Source organism: Embleya sp. AB8, from assembly GCF_049739465.1.
In the GTDB taxonomy this organism is placed as follows: domain Bacteria; phylum Actinomycetota; class Actinomycetes; order Streptomycetales; family Streptomycetaceae; genus Embleya.
The window spans coordinates 93,182-109,602 of record NZ_JBMHHY010000016.1 but is presented as its reverse complement, the minus strand read 5'-3'; the positions used below and the strand labels follow the sequence as shown (position 1 = coordinate 109,602).

The 16,421-nt window shown below is 69.7% G+C and carries 15 protein-coding genes; 4 read left to right on the top strand and 11 right to left on the bottom strand.

Translation table 11 applies throughout. The annotated features are described in order from the left end of the window. The first annotated feature begins 177 nt into the window (after positions 1-177). Positions 178-447: a type B 50S ribosomal protein L31 gene (locus ABIA38_RS24360; protein ID WP_424640924.1), complete on the top strand. Its 270-nt coding sequence runs from the start codon at positions 178-180 to the stop codon at positions 445-447. 318 nt (positions 448-765) lie between these two features. Beyond that, positions 766-1,623, top strand: coding sequence for an SAM-dependent methyltransferase (locus tag ABIA38_RS24355; protein ID WP_424640923.1), 858 nt, complete (start codon positions 766-768; stop codon positions 1,621-1,623). Between the two features lie 46 nt (positions 1,624-1,669). Here the strand turns inward: ABIA38_RS24355 and ABIA38_RS24350 are convergent, their stop codons facing one another. Further along, the gene (locus ABIA38_RS24350; RefSeq protein WP_424640922.1) at positions 1,670-2,704 is read right to left on the bottom strand and encodes a Gfo/Idh/MocA family protein; all 1,035 of its coding nucleotides are present in this window, start codon (positions 2,702-2,704) and stop codon (positions 1,670-1,672) included. A gap of 72 nt (positions 2,705-2,776) precedes the next feature. Then, entirely contained in the window at positions 2,777-3,376 is a 600-nt protein-coding gene (locus ABIA38_RS24345) for a TetR/AcrR family transcriptional regulator (protein WP_424640921.1), read from the bottom strand. 199 nt (positions 3,377-3,575) lie between these two features. Here ABIA38_RS24345 and ABIA38_RS24340 point away from each other — a divergent pair, with 199 nt between their 5' ends. Continuing rightward, positions 3,576-4,760, top strand: a complete 1,185-nt coding sequence (locus tag ABIA38_RS24340; protein ID WP_424640920.1) for an MFS transporter — start codon at positions 3,576-3,578, stop codon at positions 4,758-4,760. Positions 4,761-4,773: 13 nt separating this feature from the next. Here ABIA38_RS24340 and ABIA38_RS24335 read toward each other — a convergent pair whose 3' ends face one another. The 7 genes from ABIA38_RS24335 to ABIA38_RS24305 form a co-directional block, all read right to left on the bottom strand. After that, entirely contained in the window at positions 4,774-5,373 is a 600-nt protein-coding gene (locus ABIA38_RS24335; RefSeq protein ID WP_424640919.1) for a TIGR03086 family metal-binding protein, read from the bottom strand. Positions 5,374-5,614: 241 nt separating this feature from the next. Next, the gene (locus ABIA38_RS24330) at positions 5,615-6,418 is read right to left on the bottom strand and encodes an SDR family oxidoreductase (RefSeq protein ID WP_424640918.1); all 804 of its coding nucleotides are present in this window, start codon (positions 6,416-6,418) and stop codon (positions 5,615-5,617) included. After that, positions 6,408-6,818, bottom strand: a complete 411-nt coding sequence (locus ABIA38_RS24325) for a hypothetical protein (RefSeq protein ID WP_424640917.1) — start codon at positions 6,816-6,818, stop codon at positions 6,408-6,410. The genes ABIA38_RS24330 and ABIA38_RS24325 overlap by 11 nt, the downstream gene beginning before the upstream one ends. A gap of 155 nt (positions 6,819-6,973) precedes the next feature. Next, positions 6,974-9,295 (bottom strand): hypothetical protein, encoded by a 2,322-nt coding sequence (locus tag ABIA38_RS24320; protein WP_424640916.1) that lies wholly within the window; start codon positions 9,293-9,295, stop codon positions 6,974-6,976. Next, complete coding sequence (locus tag ABIA38_RS24315; RefSeq protein WP_424640915.1) at positions 9,292-10,089, bottom strand: hypothetical protein; 798 nt, start codon at positions 10,087-10,089, stop codon at positions 9,292-9,294. Before ABIA38_RS24315 ends, ABIA38_RS24320 begins: the two co-directional genes overlap by 4 nt. 87 nt (positions 10,090-10,176) lie before the next feature. Next, a complete protein-coding gene (locus ABIA38_RS24310; RefSeq protein WP_424640914.1) occupies positions 10,177-10,875 on the bottom strand; it encodes a Crp/Fnr family transcriptional regulator in 699 nt (232 codons plus the stop codon). Positions 10,876-10,896: 21 nt separating this feature from the next. Beyond that, the gene (locus ABIA38_RS24305) at positions 10,897-11,391 is read right to left on the bottom strand and encodes a Pycsar system effector family protein (protein WP_424640913.1); all 495 of its coding nucleotides are present in this window, start codon (positions 11,389-11,391) and stop codon (positions 10,897-10,899) included. An 804-nt stretch (positions 11,392-12,195) separates the two neighbouring features. Between ABIA38_RS24305 and ABIA38_RS24300 the strand changes: the two genes are divergently transcribed. Further along, positions 12,196-13,776, top strand: a complete 1,581-nt coding sequence (locus ABIA38_RS24300; RefSeq protein WP_424640912.1) for an alpha/beta fold hydrolase — start codon at positions 12,196-12,198, stop codon at positions 13,774-13,776. 85 nt (positions 13,777-13,861) lie between these two features. Here the strand turns inward: ABIA38_RS24300 and ABIA38_RS24295 are convergent, their stop codons facing one another. After that, positions 13,862-15,472, bottom strand: a complete 1,611-nt coding sequence (locus ABIA38_RS24295) for an MFS transporter (RefSeq protein ID WP_424640911.1) — start codon at positions 15,470-15,472, stop codon at positions 13,862-13,864. 181 nt (positions 15,473-15,653) lie between these two features. Continuing rightward, complete coding sequence (locus tag ABIA38_RS24290; RefSeq protein ID WP_424640910.1) at positions 15,654-16,361, bottom strand: TetR/AcrR family transcriptional regulator; 708 nt, start codon at positions 16,359-16,361, stop codon at positions 15,654-15,656. Between the last annotated feature and the right edge of the window lie 60 nt (positions 16,362-16,421).

Genomic DNA, 16,421 nt, shown 5'->3' with positions numbered 1-16,421 from the left:
GGCGTTGCGCCGTACGGACGTGTGCTCTCGCGGGTGGCGGCGATGTTGGCGAGGCTGTTGGCGAGTCGCCCCGCGAGTCGCCCGCCGCATGGTCCGGCGCGTCGTCGGAAGAACTCGCGTGCGTCGTGCGTTGGCGCGTGCGCACGTCGGAACGCAGCCCGCAACCGAGGAGCAGCCATGAAGCAGGACAAGCACCCGCCGTACGGCCCGGTGGTCTTCCGGGACCGGTCCGCCGGATACGCCTTCCTGACCAAGTCCACCGCGGTCAGCGAACAGACCATCGAGTGGGACGACGGCAACACCTATCCGGTGATCGACGTGGAGATCTCCTCGGAGAGCCATCCCTTCTACACGGGCAACGCCCGGCCGGTGGACCCCGAGGGGGAGATCGCCAAGTTCGAGCGCCGTTACGGGAAGGGCGAGGGCGGCGGGGAGCAGGCGCGCTGACGGGCGCGCCGACCGGGCGGTGGGCGGTGGGTGGTCGGCGGCGGGGTGGTCGTCCCGCTCGCCGACTGCCGCCCGTCGTAGGGGAGTTCGTGGGACGGGCCGGCGTCGGGCGGGCGTCCGCCGGGTGTCGTCCGGGAGTTGCGCGGGTGTCGTCCGGGAGTTGCGCGGGAGTTGGGCGGGAGTTGGGCGGAGTCGGACGGCCGGTTTCCGGGAAAACGTCACAGTTGGTGCTTGGCGGTGGCAATAACCGGAGAAGATCACCAATAGGCTTACCACCAACGGGAACCGACGATTCCATATCCTACGGTTGGAGCCTTCATGACTGACGACTCGCGCACGGCCGACGACCACGCGGCGAACGGTACGGGCGAGCCGGACGACGGCTGGCGCCCGGTCGGCATCGACATCTCCACGCCCAGCATCGCGCGCGTCTACGACGCGGTGCTCGGCGGCAAGGACAACTACCCGGTCGACCGCGCGATAGCCCAGGCGTCGTTGGCGATCGTCCCGGAGATCGGCGACGTCGGCCGGTACAACCGGGAGATCCTCGGGCGCGGGGTGCGGTTCATGGCCGAACAGGGCATCCGCCAGTTCCTCGACCTCGGGTCCGGCCTGCCGACCGTGCAGAACACCCACCAGGTGGCCCAGGCCCACTCGCCCGAGGCCCGGGTGGTCTATGTGGACAAGGACCCGATCGTGCTCGCGCACGGCCGGGCCCTGCTCGCCGAGAACGACCGGACCACCGTGGTCACCGCCGACCTGCGCAACCCGGCGGAGATCCTGGACCACCCGGACGTGCGCGCGCTGATCGACTTCGACGAGCCGATCGGCCTGATGCTGGTCGGCGTCGTGCACCACCTCAACGACGACGAGGGGCCGGGGGACATCGTCGAGGAGTACAAGAAGGCGCTGCCGCCCGGGAGTTACCTCTTCCTCACGCACTTCTGCGCGTCCAGCCCGGACGCGGTCGCGCTGGAGAAGGCGCTGCTCACCGACCTGGGTTCGGGACGCTTCCGCACCCTGGAGGAGATCGGCGCCTACTTCGACGGCTTCGAATCGGTCGAGCCCGGTGTGGTGTTCCTGCCGCAGTGGCGTCCGGAGGAGCCGGTCGAGGAGCCGCTGACGGTCGGTCAGAAGCTGATGGCGGGCGGCATCGCCCGGAAGCCGACGGCCTGACCCGCCGTCCCGGAGTTGCCCCACGAGCGTCGCGGCACGCGAAGTCTCAGCGTGCCGCGGCGAGTTGGCGTTCGGCGCGGGCGATCACCTCCTGGAGGTAGAGCCCGCGGCGGACATCGCAGACATGCTCGCCCCCGTCCCGGACCAGCGCCGCGAACTCCGCGCGCAGCACGGCGAATGCGGCGGCGTCGATCGCCTCGGTCAGGTCCAGCGCGAGCGCCCCGGTCGACCCGTACAGCTCCACGTCGTAGCGGTGCCCGCCGGTCGCGGTACCGCACAGCACCACCTGGGACACCGCGCCGCCCGCGTGCACGAGCTGGAGCGCGGTCCACCCGGCGCCGGGGGAATCGGCGCGCACGTCCACGACATCGCCGAGCGCGACGCTCATCAGGTCGAACGCGTGCGGGCCGATGTCCAGGATCGCCCCGCGCGTCTGCCGCCACGGCGAGGCGGCGAACGGACCGTCCAGGAACGCGCCGCTGACACAGCTCAGCCGGCCGCCGCGCCAGGGCGTCTCGGCGTTCTCGGCGTGGGCCAGGAACTCCCGTACGCGCGGCGCGTATCGCGCGCTCAGCGCGACCATCGAGCCGACCCCCGCCGCGCCGATCACCTCGGCCAACCGGCGCGCGGTGTCCGGGTCGGCGGCGATCGGCTTCTCCAGGAGTACGGCCTTGCCCGCCCGCGCGGCACGTTCGGCCAGCGCGGGTTGTGCCTCGGGGGCGACCGCGAATACCACCGCCTCGCACCGATCGAGCAGCTCGTCGTACTCGACGCACGCGACCGCGCCGTAGGGCTCGGCCAGCGCGCGGGCCGCCTCGGGGCGGCGGGCCCAGACGGCGGTCAGCCGGGTCTCGGGGCCGGCGGCGAACACGGGTGCGTGGACCCGGGTCGCCCAGGGGCCGGCGCCGACGAGTCCCACGGCGACGGGCGCGCGCTGCGTGGTCTGGTCGGTGCGCTCGGAATACTCGGTGCGCTCGGTCTGCTCGGTCTGCTCGGAGTGCTCCGTGGGCTTCGTGTGCTCCGCAGGCTTTGTGCGCTCTGTTTGTTCCGTTTGTTCTGTGTGTTCTGTGTGTTCCGCCATCGTGCCTGCCTCCGCTGTGTGCGCCGCCCGTCCCCGCCGGGCGAGCGTACCGGCGGGGTGGCGCCGGCTCGGTTACGCCGCGCGTGTGCGTAGGCCGAGCAGGACCAGATCGACACTGCGGGTGACCAGGTCCCGGTCCAGCGGGGCGTGCCGGAACAGCGCCCGGTAGTAGCTCGGCGCGGCCAGCGCGTCCAGCACGAAGGCCAGCTCTGCCCCGTCCGGTTCGCGGATCTCGCCGCGCGCGGCGGCGCGGCGCAGGACGGTCTCGGTGCTGTGCCGACGGGCCTGGAAGACCCGGTCGAGGAAGCTCTCGCGCAACTCCGGATCGCGGGCCAGGTCGGCGATCAGGGCGGGCAGTACGGACCCGAGCACGGTGCTCTCGAACGCGGTCACCAGGGTCCCGATGCCGGCCAGCAGATCGGCACGCAGATCGCCGGTGTCGGAGGTGGGCTCGGTGCCGATCAGGTCGGCGACCGCGTCGGTGACCAGGTGCTGTTTGGACGGCCAGCGGCGGTAGATGGCCGGGCGGTAGACGTCGGCGTTCTTGGCCACCTGACCGATGGTCAGCTCGGCGTAGCCGACCTCGGCGAGCAGGTCGAGGGTCGCGGCCCGGACGGCGGCGTCGATCTGCGGGTCCTTTTGGCGACCGGCGGCTCGGGGGGCGGGGGGCACGAGCGGGTCCTTCCGGGAGTTGAATTGATACAGGTCGTACTGTATCACTTTCGGGGTGGCCCTTCGTTGGGGAGGGCCCTTCGGCTTGGGAGGGCTTCGCATGCCCATTTCCGCTTCTCGTCCTCGTCTTCGGCCTCGCCCGTCTTCGCCTTCGCGTTCTCGTTCTCGTTCTCGTCCTGGTATTCGGCGGTCTGCGGTCGTGGGTTCCGGCGCACGGCCCGGGCTCGCGTTCGGCGCGCTGCTCGCGCTGGGTCTGGTCGCGCTCGATCTGCGGGCACCGGTGACCGCGACCGGTCCGCTGCTCGCCCGGATCCGGGCCGACCTGGGCCTGTCCGGGGCGGCCGTCGGCGTGCTGACCTCGCTGCCGGTGTTGTGCCTGGGCGTGTTCGCCTTCGTCGGCCCGGTGCTCGGTCGGCGGTGGGGGGAGGCGCGCGTCGTGCTCGCGAGCCTGGTCCTGCTCGTCGCCGGCGCGGCGTTGCGGCTGATCCCGGCGGCCTGGGCGCTGTTCGCCGGCACGATCCTGGTCGGCGCGGCGATCGGCCTGGCCAACGTGCTGCTGCCCGGCCTGATTCGGCGGCGGTTCGCGGGGGCGGTGGCGGGGGTGACGGCGTTCTACTCCGCCTGCCTGACCCTCGGCGGCGCGGGCGGGTCCGCGCTGGCGGCGCCGCTGGCCGAGGCGACCGGATCGAGTTGGCGGGCCCCGCTCGCACTGGTCGCGATACCGCTGTCGGTGGCGGCGATCGCCGCGTGGTGGCCCGGAGTTCGGGCGGACGCTCGGCAGCCGGGCGGGACGCCGCCGGTGCGGGTGCGGCTGTGGCGGGACGCGACGGCGTGGCGGGTGACCGTGTTCTTCGCGGCCCAGGCGCTGTTGGCGTATGTGGTGTTCGGCTGGCTGCCGACGATGGCGCAGGATCGTGGGATCGGCGAGACGGGCAGCGGGTTGCTGCTGTCGCTGACCAGCCTGGTGGGCGTGGCCGGTGCGGCGTTGTTGCCCTCGGTGTATCGACGGTTGCCCGATCAGCGTGGACCGGCGGTGCTGGTCGCGCTGCTCAGCGGCGCCGGGTTGGCCGGGGTCGTACTGGCGCCGGCCCCGGCGGGGGTGTGGGTGGCGGGTGTCCTCCTCGGGCTCGGCCAGGGAGCCGGTTTCGCGATCGCGCTGAGCCTGATCGGGCTGCGGACGCGCACCGGCGACCAGACCGCCGCGTTGTCCTCGATGGCCCAGGGCGTCGGGTTCCTGCTCGCCACGATCGGCCCGTTCGGCGCGGGCCTGTTGCACGACGCGAGCGGTGGGTGGCGGGTGCCGTTGGTGGCGCTGTTGGTGGTATGCGCCGTGCAACTGGCCGCGGGGCTGGGCGCCGGGCGGGTCCGGGAGGTGGCGGGGTGAGCGGACTCCCGGGCTACTTCGGCCAGTTCGGGGAGCGGCCCAGAACCCGCAGCACCTGGTCGAGGGTGGCCGGCTCGTCGGGTCGGTCGAGGGAGAGGGCCGGGGCGAACGAGGCGCCGGGGCGGGTCCGGGCCGTACCGCCGGGGACGGCTTCGGCGATCGGCAGGACGGCGGTCAGCAGGTCGGCGTCGAACTCGACGGTGACCCCGATGGCGGCCGCGACATCCCACGCGTGCACCACGTAGTCCACGAAGTGGAAGCCCATCGCCTCCGCCCCCGGGAACGACTGGCCGCCGCGCACCTCCGGCAACCACCACTCCCGCTCCAACGCACCGGCATCGGCGAACGCCGCGACGATCTCGGCCGCGGACGCCGCGAACACCTTGCCGGGCTCGGCCCCCACGGGCCGGTCGACCCACGCACTCGAGTCGGTACGCTCCCCCCGAGCCGCCGCCGCGAAGCCATGGTTCTGCCCGGTCATGTGCGCGAGCAGCTGCCCCAAATCCCAGGCGGAGCAGGGCGTGGGCAACGAGAGCTGGTCGACGGTCACCCGATCGACGACCTTTTGGGCAACGTGCAGGGCCCGCCGATCCAATTCAGCAAGATCACTCATCCCGCGAGCCTAGCCGGCCCGGCGGTCGAGGGCATCCGAAATTTCGGAGCAGCCGGGTGCCTCCCGTCCCGGTGTCGCTCCGCCGGTCTTCACACGCCGAGTCGGTGGCCGGGGACGCGAGATGGCCCCGTCGATGTCGTTCGGACGTGACGAACGGTTGCGGAGGGATCGGATCCGCAACCGTTCGTGGCTGCCCTCGGCCATGCGCCGCGCTCGGTAGCGCGCAGCCGTCGTGTCGAGGTCAGCGGGCGAATCTCTCGGCCAGGTATTCCTCCCAGGTGCGCTTGCCCGCCGCCCGGTCGGGGGCGGTCAGGGCGCCGGAACGGATGGCTGCTCCGAGCTTGCCCGGGATGAAGACGGGGAGGACGGGACGGCGCTTGCCCGCCGCCCGTAGCCAGTCCTTGGCCAGGCGGTCGGCCCGGTACACCGTGGGCCCGGCCAGGTCCGGCACTCTTCCCCAGCCCCCGGCCGGGGGCGCCCCCGTGGCCGCGTCGCCCAGGGCCAACTCGAGGAGCCGGTCCGCCACTTCGCCCTGGTGTACCGGCTGGCAGTCGGTGCCGCTCGGTACGATGACCACCGGCAGCTTGGACATGACCCCGAAGGCCCGGTCGAGCAGGTCGGGAAACTGGGTGGCGCGCAGATTGGTCCAGCCGATCCCCGAGGCGGCGAGCAGCCGCTCCCCCTCCAGCTTGATTCGGTAGTAGGAGTACGGGATCCGGTCGACGCCGACGATCGAGATGTTGACGACGTGCTCGACCCCGGCCCGCAGCGCAGCCGCCAGTAGGTGTTCGAAGGCCGGGATGTCGTTCTTGACGTGCCGGACGTCGCTCGCGCAGTGGATGATCGTACGGACCCCGGCGAATGCCTCGTCCAACCCGGCGCCGATCGTCAGGTCACCGGTGAACCAGGCCACCTCCGAGTCGTCCGGCAGCACGGTCTTGCGGGTGAGGGCGCGCACCGGCGGCCCGGCGCCGCGCGCGCGGTCCAACACCTCGCGGCCGAGCACACCCGTCGCGCCGGTCACCATGATCGCGTCATTCTCCATCGGCCACAGCCCTTCTCGTCTTCGTCGTCACTGTCGTCACTGATGAAGAACCGAAGACGCACGTGTTTCGTGACGGCTCGGGCAACCGATTCGCGAGAGAGGCCGACCCATCCGGGTTTCGGGTGATTCGGATCCCGATGATCTCGGCCTTGCCGATCGCCGGCACCCCGAACGAGGTCAGCGCACCGTTCTCCCAACCGGGCGCCACCGGACAGCCGTTCGCATCGACGATCTCGATCCGCACCCCGCCCGCCCACCGGGCCCCACCGGACAGGCGGACCCGCCACGAACCGGGCCCGTTCGCCCGGCCGACCACCGACTGCCGGGTCGCTGCCACTGCGCTGCCGCCGTCCGAACAGGCGAGCATCTGGTTGGCAAGAAAATCCTCCAGACGTGCCATCGCTCCCCCCCCGCCTCCAGGAACCGAGCAAGGAACTCACTGCCCAGCCTTAGCGAGGAGACGAACCTCGCCCGGACATCGGTCAGATGGTGCTTGGCCCGGCGATACAGCTGCAGCGCGTTCGTCTCCGACCAGTCGTGGTAGTGAGTGCACGGTTACTCACCCCGGTGTCGGTGGCGAACGATCGCTTCTTTGAGGACCCGCCCCCAGAATGATTCGAAGAAGCCGGGGTCGTCAGCGAAGAATCGATGCAGGCCGTTTTGGTGGATGTCCGGCTCGTAAACATCGGCGAACAGATCGATCAAAAGGTCTCGCGGTAGGAGGCCTCGCTGCACAAGATCGCTCCACCTGCTCATTTGGTCATAGGTGATATCCCTGGCCTCGGCGAGGTTCAGGAGCCGCTGCCAGGCTCCGACGAAGCGCTGTCTGCCACCTTCCGTCGAAGCGTCAGTGAGCAGGAGGATCGCGCCTTCGTCACTGGAGGCGAGAGCAAGGAAGACGACCAGCGCCTGATGCGCCAACTTCTCATCGCCGAGCCAAGCCACCACAGCTCCACGGACTTCATCAGGGCGGGCCGATGCCAGACGGCTGAAGGCGCTGATGGCCGCCGGGAAGCCGAAACCGCCCTGCTCGGCAGCCCACCGAAGTCGGGTCAATGCGATCGTGGGCTTCTCCACGCCCAGTTTGCCGCCACAGATCTCCGTGACGAGAGTGATCCTCTCGTTGGTCGAGGCGGCTTTTGCCCACACGTAGAGGAGATTTCTGACGATGGGACCGATCTGCGGGTCCAGCGCGGCTGCGGAGAGCGTTTCAACGGCCAGCGGACGGCGCCGACCGACCAGGACCGTTCCGATCTCTTCCAGAATCCCGCCGTGGGGCTGCGCGATCGCCAACTGGAGCAGCATCGTGGAGGCTCGTCGAGCGTCCTCCTCCGGAATCGCCGGGTCGGCGACTACAGACACGACCCACTCGCGCAACAGGCGGGTTTGGGTCGGGAATTCCTCCCACAGATTCTGCACAACGGCAGTCGCCAGGTCGTGCTTGTCCTCCTCGTGAAACGCTCGGCCGTCCCGCGCGGTGAGTCTTGCGGCTTGGAGACGCCGCGAGGAGGTGGCGTCCGCAAGGACGTCTCCCGAGCGGCGCGAGACGGCCAGTTTCTCCAGCAACTTGTCTGCGGCTTTGAGGACCGAACGGGACAACCCGCCGTGCAACAGGGCGCCCGCCCACACCATGGCTCGCGTGGCCAGCAGGTCCGGGTGCCCCGGCCCACCGGGGACCGGGTTGAGGAGTTCCTCGATGTGGTCTTGCCAGCCGCGGAATTCATCGACGATCCGGGCGAAATTGGCTTCCTTCGCGTCTGTGATGATGCGTGCGAGGCGGCGCGCCTCTCGAGCGGATGGGTTCGATTCCCAGATCTGCTTGAACGCTGGATCCTCGAGCCAGTCCAAGCGGTCGGAGCCCGAGTGCGCGCCCAGTTCCTTGACGATGAGTGCTCTGGCGTCGGGGGACGAAAGTTTGACCGTGAAGTCGAGGGTCGGTTCGACCCAAGTCCCTTTCCATGCCTGCGGAGTGGTCAGAATGACCAGGAAGCTGTCCCGGACGAGTGCCTCGCGTCCGTAGGCGGCCAGGTCTCGTCCGAAGCGGCCGTCCGGTTCGTCCGCTACGAACTCCGATAGATCGAGCACGTAGCCGTGGCTCTTTCCGGTGGGCAATCCCGCGACATCAGGTTTGGACCAATCGGGCTCGAGGTCGAAAAGCTGGAGGGGGTGAGAAGCCGTCCGGACCGTACGCAACAGTCGCAATGCGGTCGTTCGACGTCCGTTTCCGGGAGTGGCGTTGAGAACCACTACGCCGCGGGCGGCCAACAACCCGATGGCCGAGTCCAACTGTTCCGGCATGCGAGGCGCGACGAAGCGGAACTCGGAGCAGGCTTCGAGATCGGCGCTGGACACCGGCACTGGCCTGACGTAGTCACCCCTCCCATAGTTGTGGATGCTTTGGGTGATCGCCTGGTAGGTGGGGCCGGATCCTAGCGCGTTGAAGACTGCGTTCTTAGGCTGCTCGGGCGTAGGAGCGTCCGACGCGTCCGTGTGGGGGAGTTCGTTCTCGGTACGAACGATCTTACTATCGGTGGGTTCGGGTGCCCCGTCGTCGGGAGCGTTCCCCTCCGCTGCCGAACCGATCGGGGATCCGGGCGGTCCCGAACTCGGGGACGGTGGCTGAAACCAGTGTTCCTCATCGTCGAGACTCTCGTACCGTTCCGGTAGCGGGCCGTCCGCCGCGCTCGGCTCGTCGACCTCCGCCTGATCCGGCACCCGGTGCGAGGGAAGGCTTATTGCGCGGGAATCGTTCCGCCACACGTACCAGCCGGAGCTGGGCCACATGAGGTCATCGGCACTGACCGGATCGGTCTCCTGATACGCGTCTCGGAGCACGTCACCGTCGGACAGGCCATGGTTGGAATGGCCGTTCGTCACTGTTGTCGCCCTCCGAACGTGTTGTGAATCGTTTGGTCGTAGCCGTGAATGGCGTGGTCGCCGCTGCTGTTGAAAGTCACGTTGGTTGGGGCAGCCTCGGCGAGCGTCGTGGCGGCGAGCCGTGGTGCGGCCGGCAGGCCCTCGATGGGCAACGTGCCTTTGGGTGACTCGAAGATGGCCGGGTCGGCCAACCGCCAATCCAAGCCCGGCACATGGAGCCAAGCGGGCTGTTCGAAGGTCTTGACTTTCACCAGGCGCCGCGAGTATCGCTGATCCACCGTCTCTCCGGTCGCACAGCCGCTGTCGAACACGTCCTCGTACACTCGCTGGGAAATGATCACCGCAGTATTGGTGATCTCGGGGTTTGCCCGCGCCAGCAGGCTCCGCAGTGCCTGGTCGTCCAGCAGCCGATGGGTATGCACCATCGGAACACCGAGTCCACTGGCGGGCAATGGGCCGACATGGATGCTCACCCGGAGCTGCAATGGTGGCTGACCGGGGTGCTTGGTCCGCCACGTCGACAGGACCTCACGCAAGGCATCCGGAAAGCATCCCACTAGCCCCGGGAGCACCTCGGGGTCCAGGCCGGCAACGTAGCCGTCACCGGTGTGTTGCCCGAACATCCGGCGTTCCCAGCGGCCGCTCAGACCGATGGTGGTCAGCGCGCGGGCCAGGAGTTGCTGGATGTCCGAGTTCACCTGCTGCATGACCTTGCTGGTGTGGGCACTGAAGTTCCGGGCATCGACGGCCAGGACCGCTCGATAGGGCCACAGTGCTTCCCAGGACGGCGTCATGGTCACTCCCTTGTCCGCATTGTTCGAGTAGCCTCATCGGCTACTTTTCTGGACTGCGGAAACCGGAACCGTCCAGGATTGGACGTTCTAGTTGTGACGTGCCTCATATGCACTGTCTCGGCCCGGCTCCGCACTTGGAGCGGCCGCGGCTTCCAGGCCGACCGGATCCAGCACGATCAAGTGGCTCCGACCCAGCGAGAGGACGGACGCCACTCGCAGTCGATTCAGCACGGGCATGGCGGTTGATCGACTCATCGCCGCCATGGCGGCCAACTCTTCGCGTGGCATGCCAAGTTCCACGAGTACGCCATCGTTTACGGGCCGGCCGATCTCCCGGGCGAGACATGCCACGACGCGCGCCAGCCGAGCCGCCGGAGGCAATCTGACAAGGTCGCTACGCAGGCGTTCGTTCTCCTGCATGCGATCTACCGCGAGGCGATACACCTCGGTTGTGAGCCGGTGTCGGTCGACGTAGCCGCGGAAGGCGTGAGCGGGGAGAACATATCCGACACAGGCCGAGACGGCCTGGATCGTCGCCGAGCGGCGGCGATCGAGGAGTGCCCCCATTTCGCCCAACACTTCTCCGGGGCCACGCAGCATGAGAGTGAGGGTGTCGCCGTTTTCCGCACTCTGCACCACTTTGACGATGCCCTCGGTCAGGGCGATGACCGACGTGGCCGATTCTCCCTGGCGCAATAACTGGGTGCCGCGTCGATAAGGTCTCCGCCGACCCCGAGCGATGAGCTCCTGCCAGGCGGATTCCGGGACGATGTCACGAAAGTTCACCCCGACTCCTTCGACCAACCGTTACCCGACGGCTGCCGTCAGGCCCAGGGTCACCGATCCGGCCACTGCCAAGGCGAGCGACCACTGCACACGCCGGTGCTTGGACCAGGCGATCTCACTCATCACGATCAACTGCCTGGACAATGCCGGCAGGAGATCGTTGTCTCGCAGCGCGGTCTCGAGTGCGACCGGATCCCAGGTGCGCATGTGACCGAAAAACAGGAAGTCCCCATCCGCGTCCGGGCCGCGCCGTTCCTTGCGCAGGTTGGGCGAGATCGCAACGGCGGCGCAGGCGGCGCCACAGGCCAGGAAACCGGCGGCCACGCACAGGATCGGCCGCGCCGTGCCGGAGCCGAAACCTCGGGATCCCTGATCCGATCCGACCAGCACCCCCAGAACAGCAAGGATTGTCGACTGGAAGGTCAGGGCGAACGACGCCTTCGCATCCGCCTTTCCGGTCCAGTCCGCGAGCGCGCCATGTATTCTCCACGCGGCCTCGAGCGGATCTGCGGGCATCGTTCCCCCTTGACTGCCACATGGATGCCGTCCGGCCCTCGACTGCTGCGAGCCCTCCTCCCGAAGCCGCATTCCATGGTAATAGGACATGCTCGTACGAGTGGCGAAATCCGTTATTTTTGGAAATGAGCAGACCGTAACCGCTTGGCACATCCCGAAGCGATGCAACCGCCGATGCTGTCGATGCACGCGGGCAGCTGGCATCAGCGGATTCAGCACCAATCATGACTATATCGGGTGAAATATCCCTTCATCGTTTCGGCGTCACCGGCTTGAACTCCGCCGATTGCGGGTGGTCGGCAACCAAGAAGGCTGCGGGCGACAGCGGGGAGCAGATGCGGGCTTCAACAGGGCAACGGCCCGCGCGACTCCGGCGCTTGCCGGACCGGCGGGAGTTCGGGTGGGTGCGTGTCACCCGCGCGTGGGGAGTGCACAGGCCGTGCGCCGGTCGGTTGGGTGGGGGATCGGTGGCGGGGATGCGGCGGGGATGCTTCGCCCGGCTGTGCGGGCGGGGATGTGGCGCGGGTGAGCGGGAACATACCGTTGTCGGGACGCCTTGCCCCGGCCGAGTCCCGGTCCTACCCGTTTGCTTCGGGCCCAGGCCCTGTCCCATCCGTTTGCTTCGGGCCGCGGCCCTGTCCCGCCCGTTCGTCCGGGTCGAGGCCCGGCCCGGCCCGCTTGCTCGGATCGAGTCCCGGTTCATCCGTGCCTGTTCGACTGGAGTCCCGCATGCAGCCGATCGACCCACCGGCCCCGGCCCCGGCACCGTTGCCATCGCCGTCCCGGTCGGCGTTTCGTCGGTCCGTGGTGCGGCGGCGGGCGCGGGTCGGGGTTTCGTGTGCGGTGTTGTTGGCCGGTGTGGCCGGGACCCTGGTGGGGACCAACGCGCAGGCCGCGGGCGGTGTGGATGCCGCTGCCGGGGTGGTGAATCCGTACGGGGCACTCGGGGCGCAGCGTCCGCAGTGGCAGGTGTGTGACTGGTATACCGCTCCCGGGCCGGATGATCCCGATTGGCGGGAGTATCCGGTCACCTACTGCGCGGACGTGCGGGCGCCGCTCGACTGGTACGACCGGAGCAAGGGCACGATCACCGTACGGGTGACCCGAGTTCCCAGTACCGGCGGCCCGGCCCGGCGCGGCGTGCTCCTGGTCAACCCGGGCGGTCCCGGCAGCGACGGCTCGCAGTCGGCCACCCGGACCGCCAAGTCGCAGCCCGAACTGCAGCACGCCTACGACCTGATCGGCTTCGCGCCGCGCGGCGTCGCGCCCTCGACGAGGGTGGACTGTGCCGTCGACTGGTCGCGATACGACCCGGTCGCCGACACCCGGGACCGTTCGCCGGGCAACACCGCGCGGCAGCTCGAGGACGCGCGCCTGGTCGGACGGGCCTGCGCGGGCGCGGCGTTCGCGCCGTACGCGACCAGCGATCAGACCGCGCGGGACATGGACCTGATCCGGGCCGTGCTCGGCGAGCGGCGTACCAACTACCTCGGCTTCTCCTACGGCACCTGGCTGGGCGCGTGGTACGCGGCCGGCTTTCGCAACCGCGTGGACCGGTTCGTCCTGGATTCGAACATGAACTGGCTCGCCACTCCGGAGGACGTCTACGTGGACGCGTGGGCGCGTGGCTTCCAGCGCCGCTTCGATGTGCAGTTCCTGCCCTGGCTGGCCCGTCACGACGACCGGTACGGGTTCGGTGCCACGCCGGAGGCGGCGTACGCGGCGTACGAGGAGTTGCGGGCCGCGGTCGCCGAGCAGGAGCGCGGTACGGCGTTCGACGCGGCGCAGGCGACCGTGCTGTACAACTCGGGTGATTGGCCGCGTTGGGCCGAGCAACTGCGCACGATGCGCGCCGATCCGAGTCGCGCGCCGGCCCTGCTGGCGCCGCCGAGGGTGCCGGTCGGCAAGCCGGACAGCGGGGCGCACTGGGCGCTGCGCTGCGGGGACGCCCGGTGGTCGCAGGATCCCGCGTACTGGGTGGAGCGGGGCGATCGGCTCGGCGCGCGTTTCCCGGTGGCCGGTTCCCTGGCCACCGAACAGCCCTGTGCCTTCTACCCGTTCGCCACCGCGCACGCCGCCGCGCCGAATGCGGCCAAGCTGCCCCGGATGCTCATGGTGCAGAACCAGCTCGATCCGGCGACGCCGGCCGACGGCGCGTTGGCCGCCGCCGCGGAGTCCCGGCAGCCGATGATCTTCGTCCGGGACGCGGGCGATCACATCGCGTACAACAGCGGCAACGCGTGCGTCGACGCCCGGGTGAACGACTACCTCGTGCGCGGCGGCCGGCCGACCACGGTGATCTGCGAGGGACTGCCGCTGCCCCTGGACGACGTGGTCCACCCGGTGGGCGCGGCCGGGCCACAGCCCCCGCAGCCGACGCGCTAGCCGGACACGACGCGGGCCCCATCGCCGACCAGGTCGGCGATGGGGCCCGCGTCTCGATCACCCGATCGGGGCGGAGACCGGTGGATCAGTGCACGAGCACCGGGATCGGTACCTCGTCGGCGTCCGTGTCCCCGTCCGCGTTCTTGTCGTTCGCGGCGACCATCGTGCTGTCCCCGTGTCCGACGGTGATGAACGTGAACGCGATCGTCGAGGCCACCGCCAGGATGCCGACCGCCCACCAGATCGCGGTGGCGTAGCCGTGCACCATGGCCTGCATCTTCAGCGCCTCCAGGCCACCGGAGCCGGCCGCGTGCGAGGCCACGTAGGACGTGGTGGCACTGGCCGCGATGGTGTTCAACAGCGCCGTCCCGATCGCGCCGCCGACCTGCTGCGACGTGTTGACCATCGCCGAGGCGACGCCCGCGTCGCGCGGCTGGACGCCGTACGTGGCCAGGCTCATCGCCGGCATGAACGCGGTGCCCATGCCCAGGCCGAGCAGGATCTGCGCGGGCAGGATCAGCCCGACGTAGGAGCTGCCGACCTCGAGCTGGGTGAGCAGCAGCATGCCGACACCCGCGGTCAGGAAGCCGGGGCCCATCAGCAGCCGGGCGGGCACCCGGGTCATCAGCCGTGCGCCGATCTGGGTCGAGCCGGTGATCATGCCCGCGATCATCGGCAGGAAGGCCAGGCCGGTCTTGACCGGCGAGAAGCCCTTGACGATCTGGAGGTAGTAGGTGAGGAACAGGAACAGGCCGAACATCGCGATGATCGCGAGGCCGAGCGAGAGGTAGATACCGGCCCGGTTGCGCTCGCCGAGCACCCGCAGCGGCAGCAGCGGGGCCTTGACCCGGCTCTCCACGAAGACGAACGAGGCGAGCAGCACGACGGCGGCGACGAACAGACCCACGGTGCTGCCGGCGGTCCAACCGTGGCTCTCCGCGCGGGTGAAGGCGTAGACCAGGGTGCCCAGGCCGACCGAGGACAACACCACGCCGGGGATGTCCAGCGGCGAACGGTTGCGGGTGCCGAACGGCTCCCGGATCACCAGCACCGCGCCCGCGATGGCGACCACGGCGAACGGGATGTTGACGAAGAACGTCCAGCGCCAGTTCATGTATTCGGTCAGCACGCCGCCCAGGATCAGGCCCACCGCGCCACCACCACCGGCGATCGCGCCGAAGATGCCGAACGCCTTGGCACGTTCCTTGGCGTCGGTGAACATCACCGCGAGCAGGGACAGTGCGGAGGGGGCGAGCAGCGCGCCGAAGATGCCCTGGAGCGCACGGGCGCCGAGCAACATCCCGGTGCTCGCGGCTATGCCGCCGAGCGCGGACGCGGCGGCGAAGCCGGTCAGGCCGACGATGAAGGTGCGCCGCCGACCCCACAGGTCGGCGATCCGGCCGCCGAACAGCAGCAGCCCGCCGAACGCGAGGGCGTACGCGGTGATCACCCATTGTTTGTTGCCGTCGGAGATGCCCAGGTCGGTCTGGGCGGACGGCAGCGCGATGTTCACGATGGTGCCGTCGAGGACGACCATCAGCTGGGCGACGGCGATGAAGATCAGCGCTTTCCAGCGCCGGGGGTCGGGGCCGCCGGTATCGGGCACCGGGCTTTTGAGGCGGTCGGGTCCGGACCGGGCGGACGCGGACGAATCGGACTTGGACAGGTCGGTCTTGGGCGGGGTGGTTCCAGACATGGGGGTACTCACCTGGGGGTGCGAAGCGACGGTGGGCGTCGCGATGGGGTGGACGGTGCGCCCTCGCCCGCGCGCTGGGCGCGCGGCGACGGTGAAGTGTTGCCGGGGCTATCGGTACATGGTCACAGGCGGGTCCGACATCCGATGGAGTCGCCGGAGTCGCCGGAGTCGGTGGGACGCGTCAGCGCCGGTCGGGCCGGGCCTGGTCCTCCTCGGTGTCGGTCAGGTGTTCCAGATCCCGCATCGACACCGCGGTGCCGGGCAGCGGGGTGGGGTCGGGTGCGCGCAGACCGTCGAGCAGCACGTCGAGGTGACGGTGTACGAACCGGTCGTTCACCATGCAGCCGCCCATCCCGGGCAGCGGTCGGGTGAGTTGGGTGATCGCCATCAGCAGATCACCCGAGCCGATGTCGGCCCGCAGCCGGCCCTCGGCCCGAGAGCGCGTCATCAGCGTCTCGACCAGGTGCTCCAGCCGCGTCCGGGCCGCGATCAGCTCGGGGTGTGTCTTGTCGACGGTGTCGGACATCAGCGTGCACAGCGCGCCGATCCGCTCCTCCGTCGCGCCGTGTGCGAAGCGCCGCAGGGCCGTGAAGGCCTCCGGCTCCTCGGCCGCGGCCAGCTCGCCCTGCTCGGTCATCCGTTCCAGGACGGAAAGGATGACCCGATGGGCCAGCTCGCCGCGGTCGGCGAAGTGGCGGTAGAGGGTCGCGTTGCCGACCCCGGCGCGACGCGCGACCTCGTCGAACGGCACGTCCGCGCCGTGCTCGACGAACATCTCGCGCGCCGCGGCGATGATCCGCTCGCGGTTGCGTCGGGCGTCGGCGCGAAGCCGCGGACCACGGTCCTCGACGACGTCGGTGATGACGGCGACGCCTGCGGTGCTGCCCATGATCCGGCTCCTTCCCATCCTGTCGGTGTGTGCTGACCGAGGCCCGATGCACAACCGGGG

What these genes read in the sequence shown, in the direction of transcription:
- ABIA38_RS24360 (WP_424640924.1), top strand. Translation starts at nt 178, where the DNA reads ATGAAGCAGGACAAGCACCCGCCGTACGGCCCGGTGGTCTTCCGGGAC.
- ABIA38_RS24355 (WP_424640923.1), top strand. Translation starts at nt 766, where the DNA reads ATGACTGACGACTCGCGCACGGCCGACGACCACGCGGCGAACGGTACG.
- ABIA38_RS24350 (WP_424640922.1), bottom strand. Translation starts at nt 2,704, where the DNA reads ATGGCGGAACACACAGAACACACAGAACAAACGGAACAAACAGAGCGC.
- ABIA38_RS24335 (WP_424640919.1), bottom strand. Translation starts at nt 5,373, where the DNA reads ATGAGTGATCTTGCTGAATTGGATCGGCGGGCCCTGCACGTTGCCCAA.
- ABIA38_RS24330 (WP_424640918.1), bottom strand. Translation starts at nt 6,418, where the DNA reads ATGGAGAATGACGCGATCATGGTGACCGGCGCGACGGGTGTGCTCGGC.
- ABIA38_RS24325 (WP_424640917.1), bottom strand. Translation starts at nt 6,818, where the DNA reads ATGGCACGTCTGGAGGATTTTCTTGCCAACCAGATGCTCGCCTGTTCG.
- ABIA38_RS24315 (WP_424640915.1), bottom strand. Translation starts at nt 10,089, where the DNA reads ATGACGCCGTCCTGGGAAGCACTGTGGCCCTATCGAGCGGTCCTGGCC.
- ABIA38_RS24305 (WP_424640913.1), bottom strand. Translation starts at nt 11,391, where the DNA reads ATGCCCGCAGATCCGCTCGAGGCCGCGTGGAGAATACATGGCGCGCTC.
- ABIA38_RS24295 (WP_424640911.1), bottom strand. Translation starts at nt 15,472, where the DNA reads ATGTCTGGAACCACCCCGCCCAAGACCGACCTGTCCAAGTCCGATTCG.
- ABIA38_RS24290 (WP_424640910.1), bottom strand. Translation starts at nt 16,361, where the DNA reads ATGGGCAGCACCGCAGGCGTCGCCGTCATCACCGACGTCGTCGAGGAC.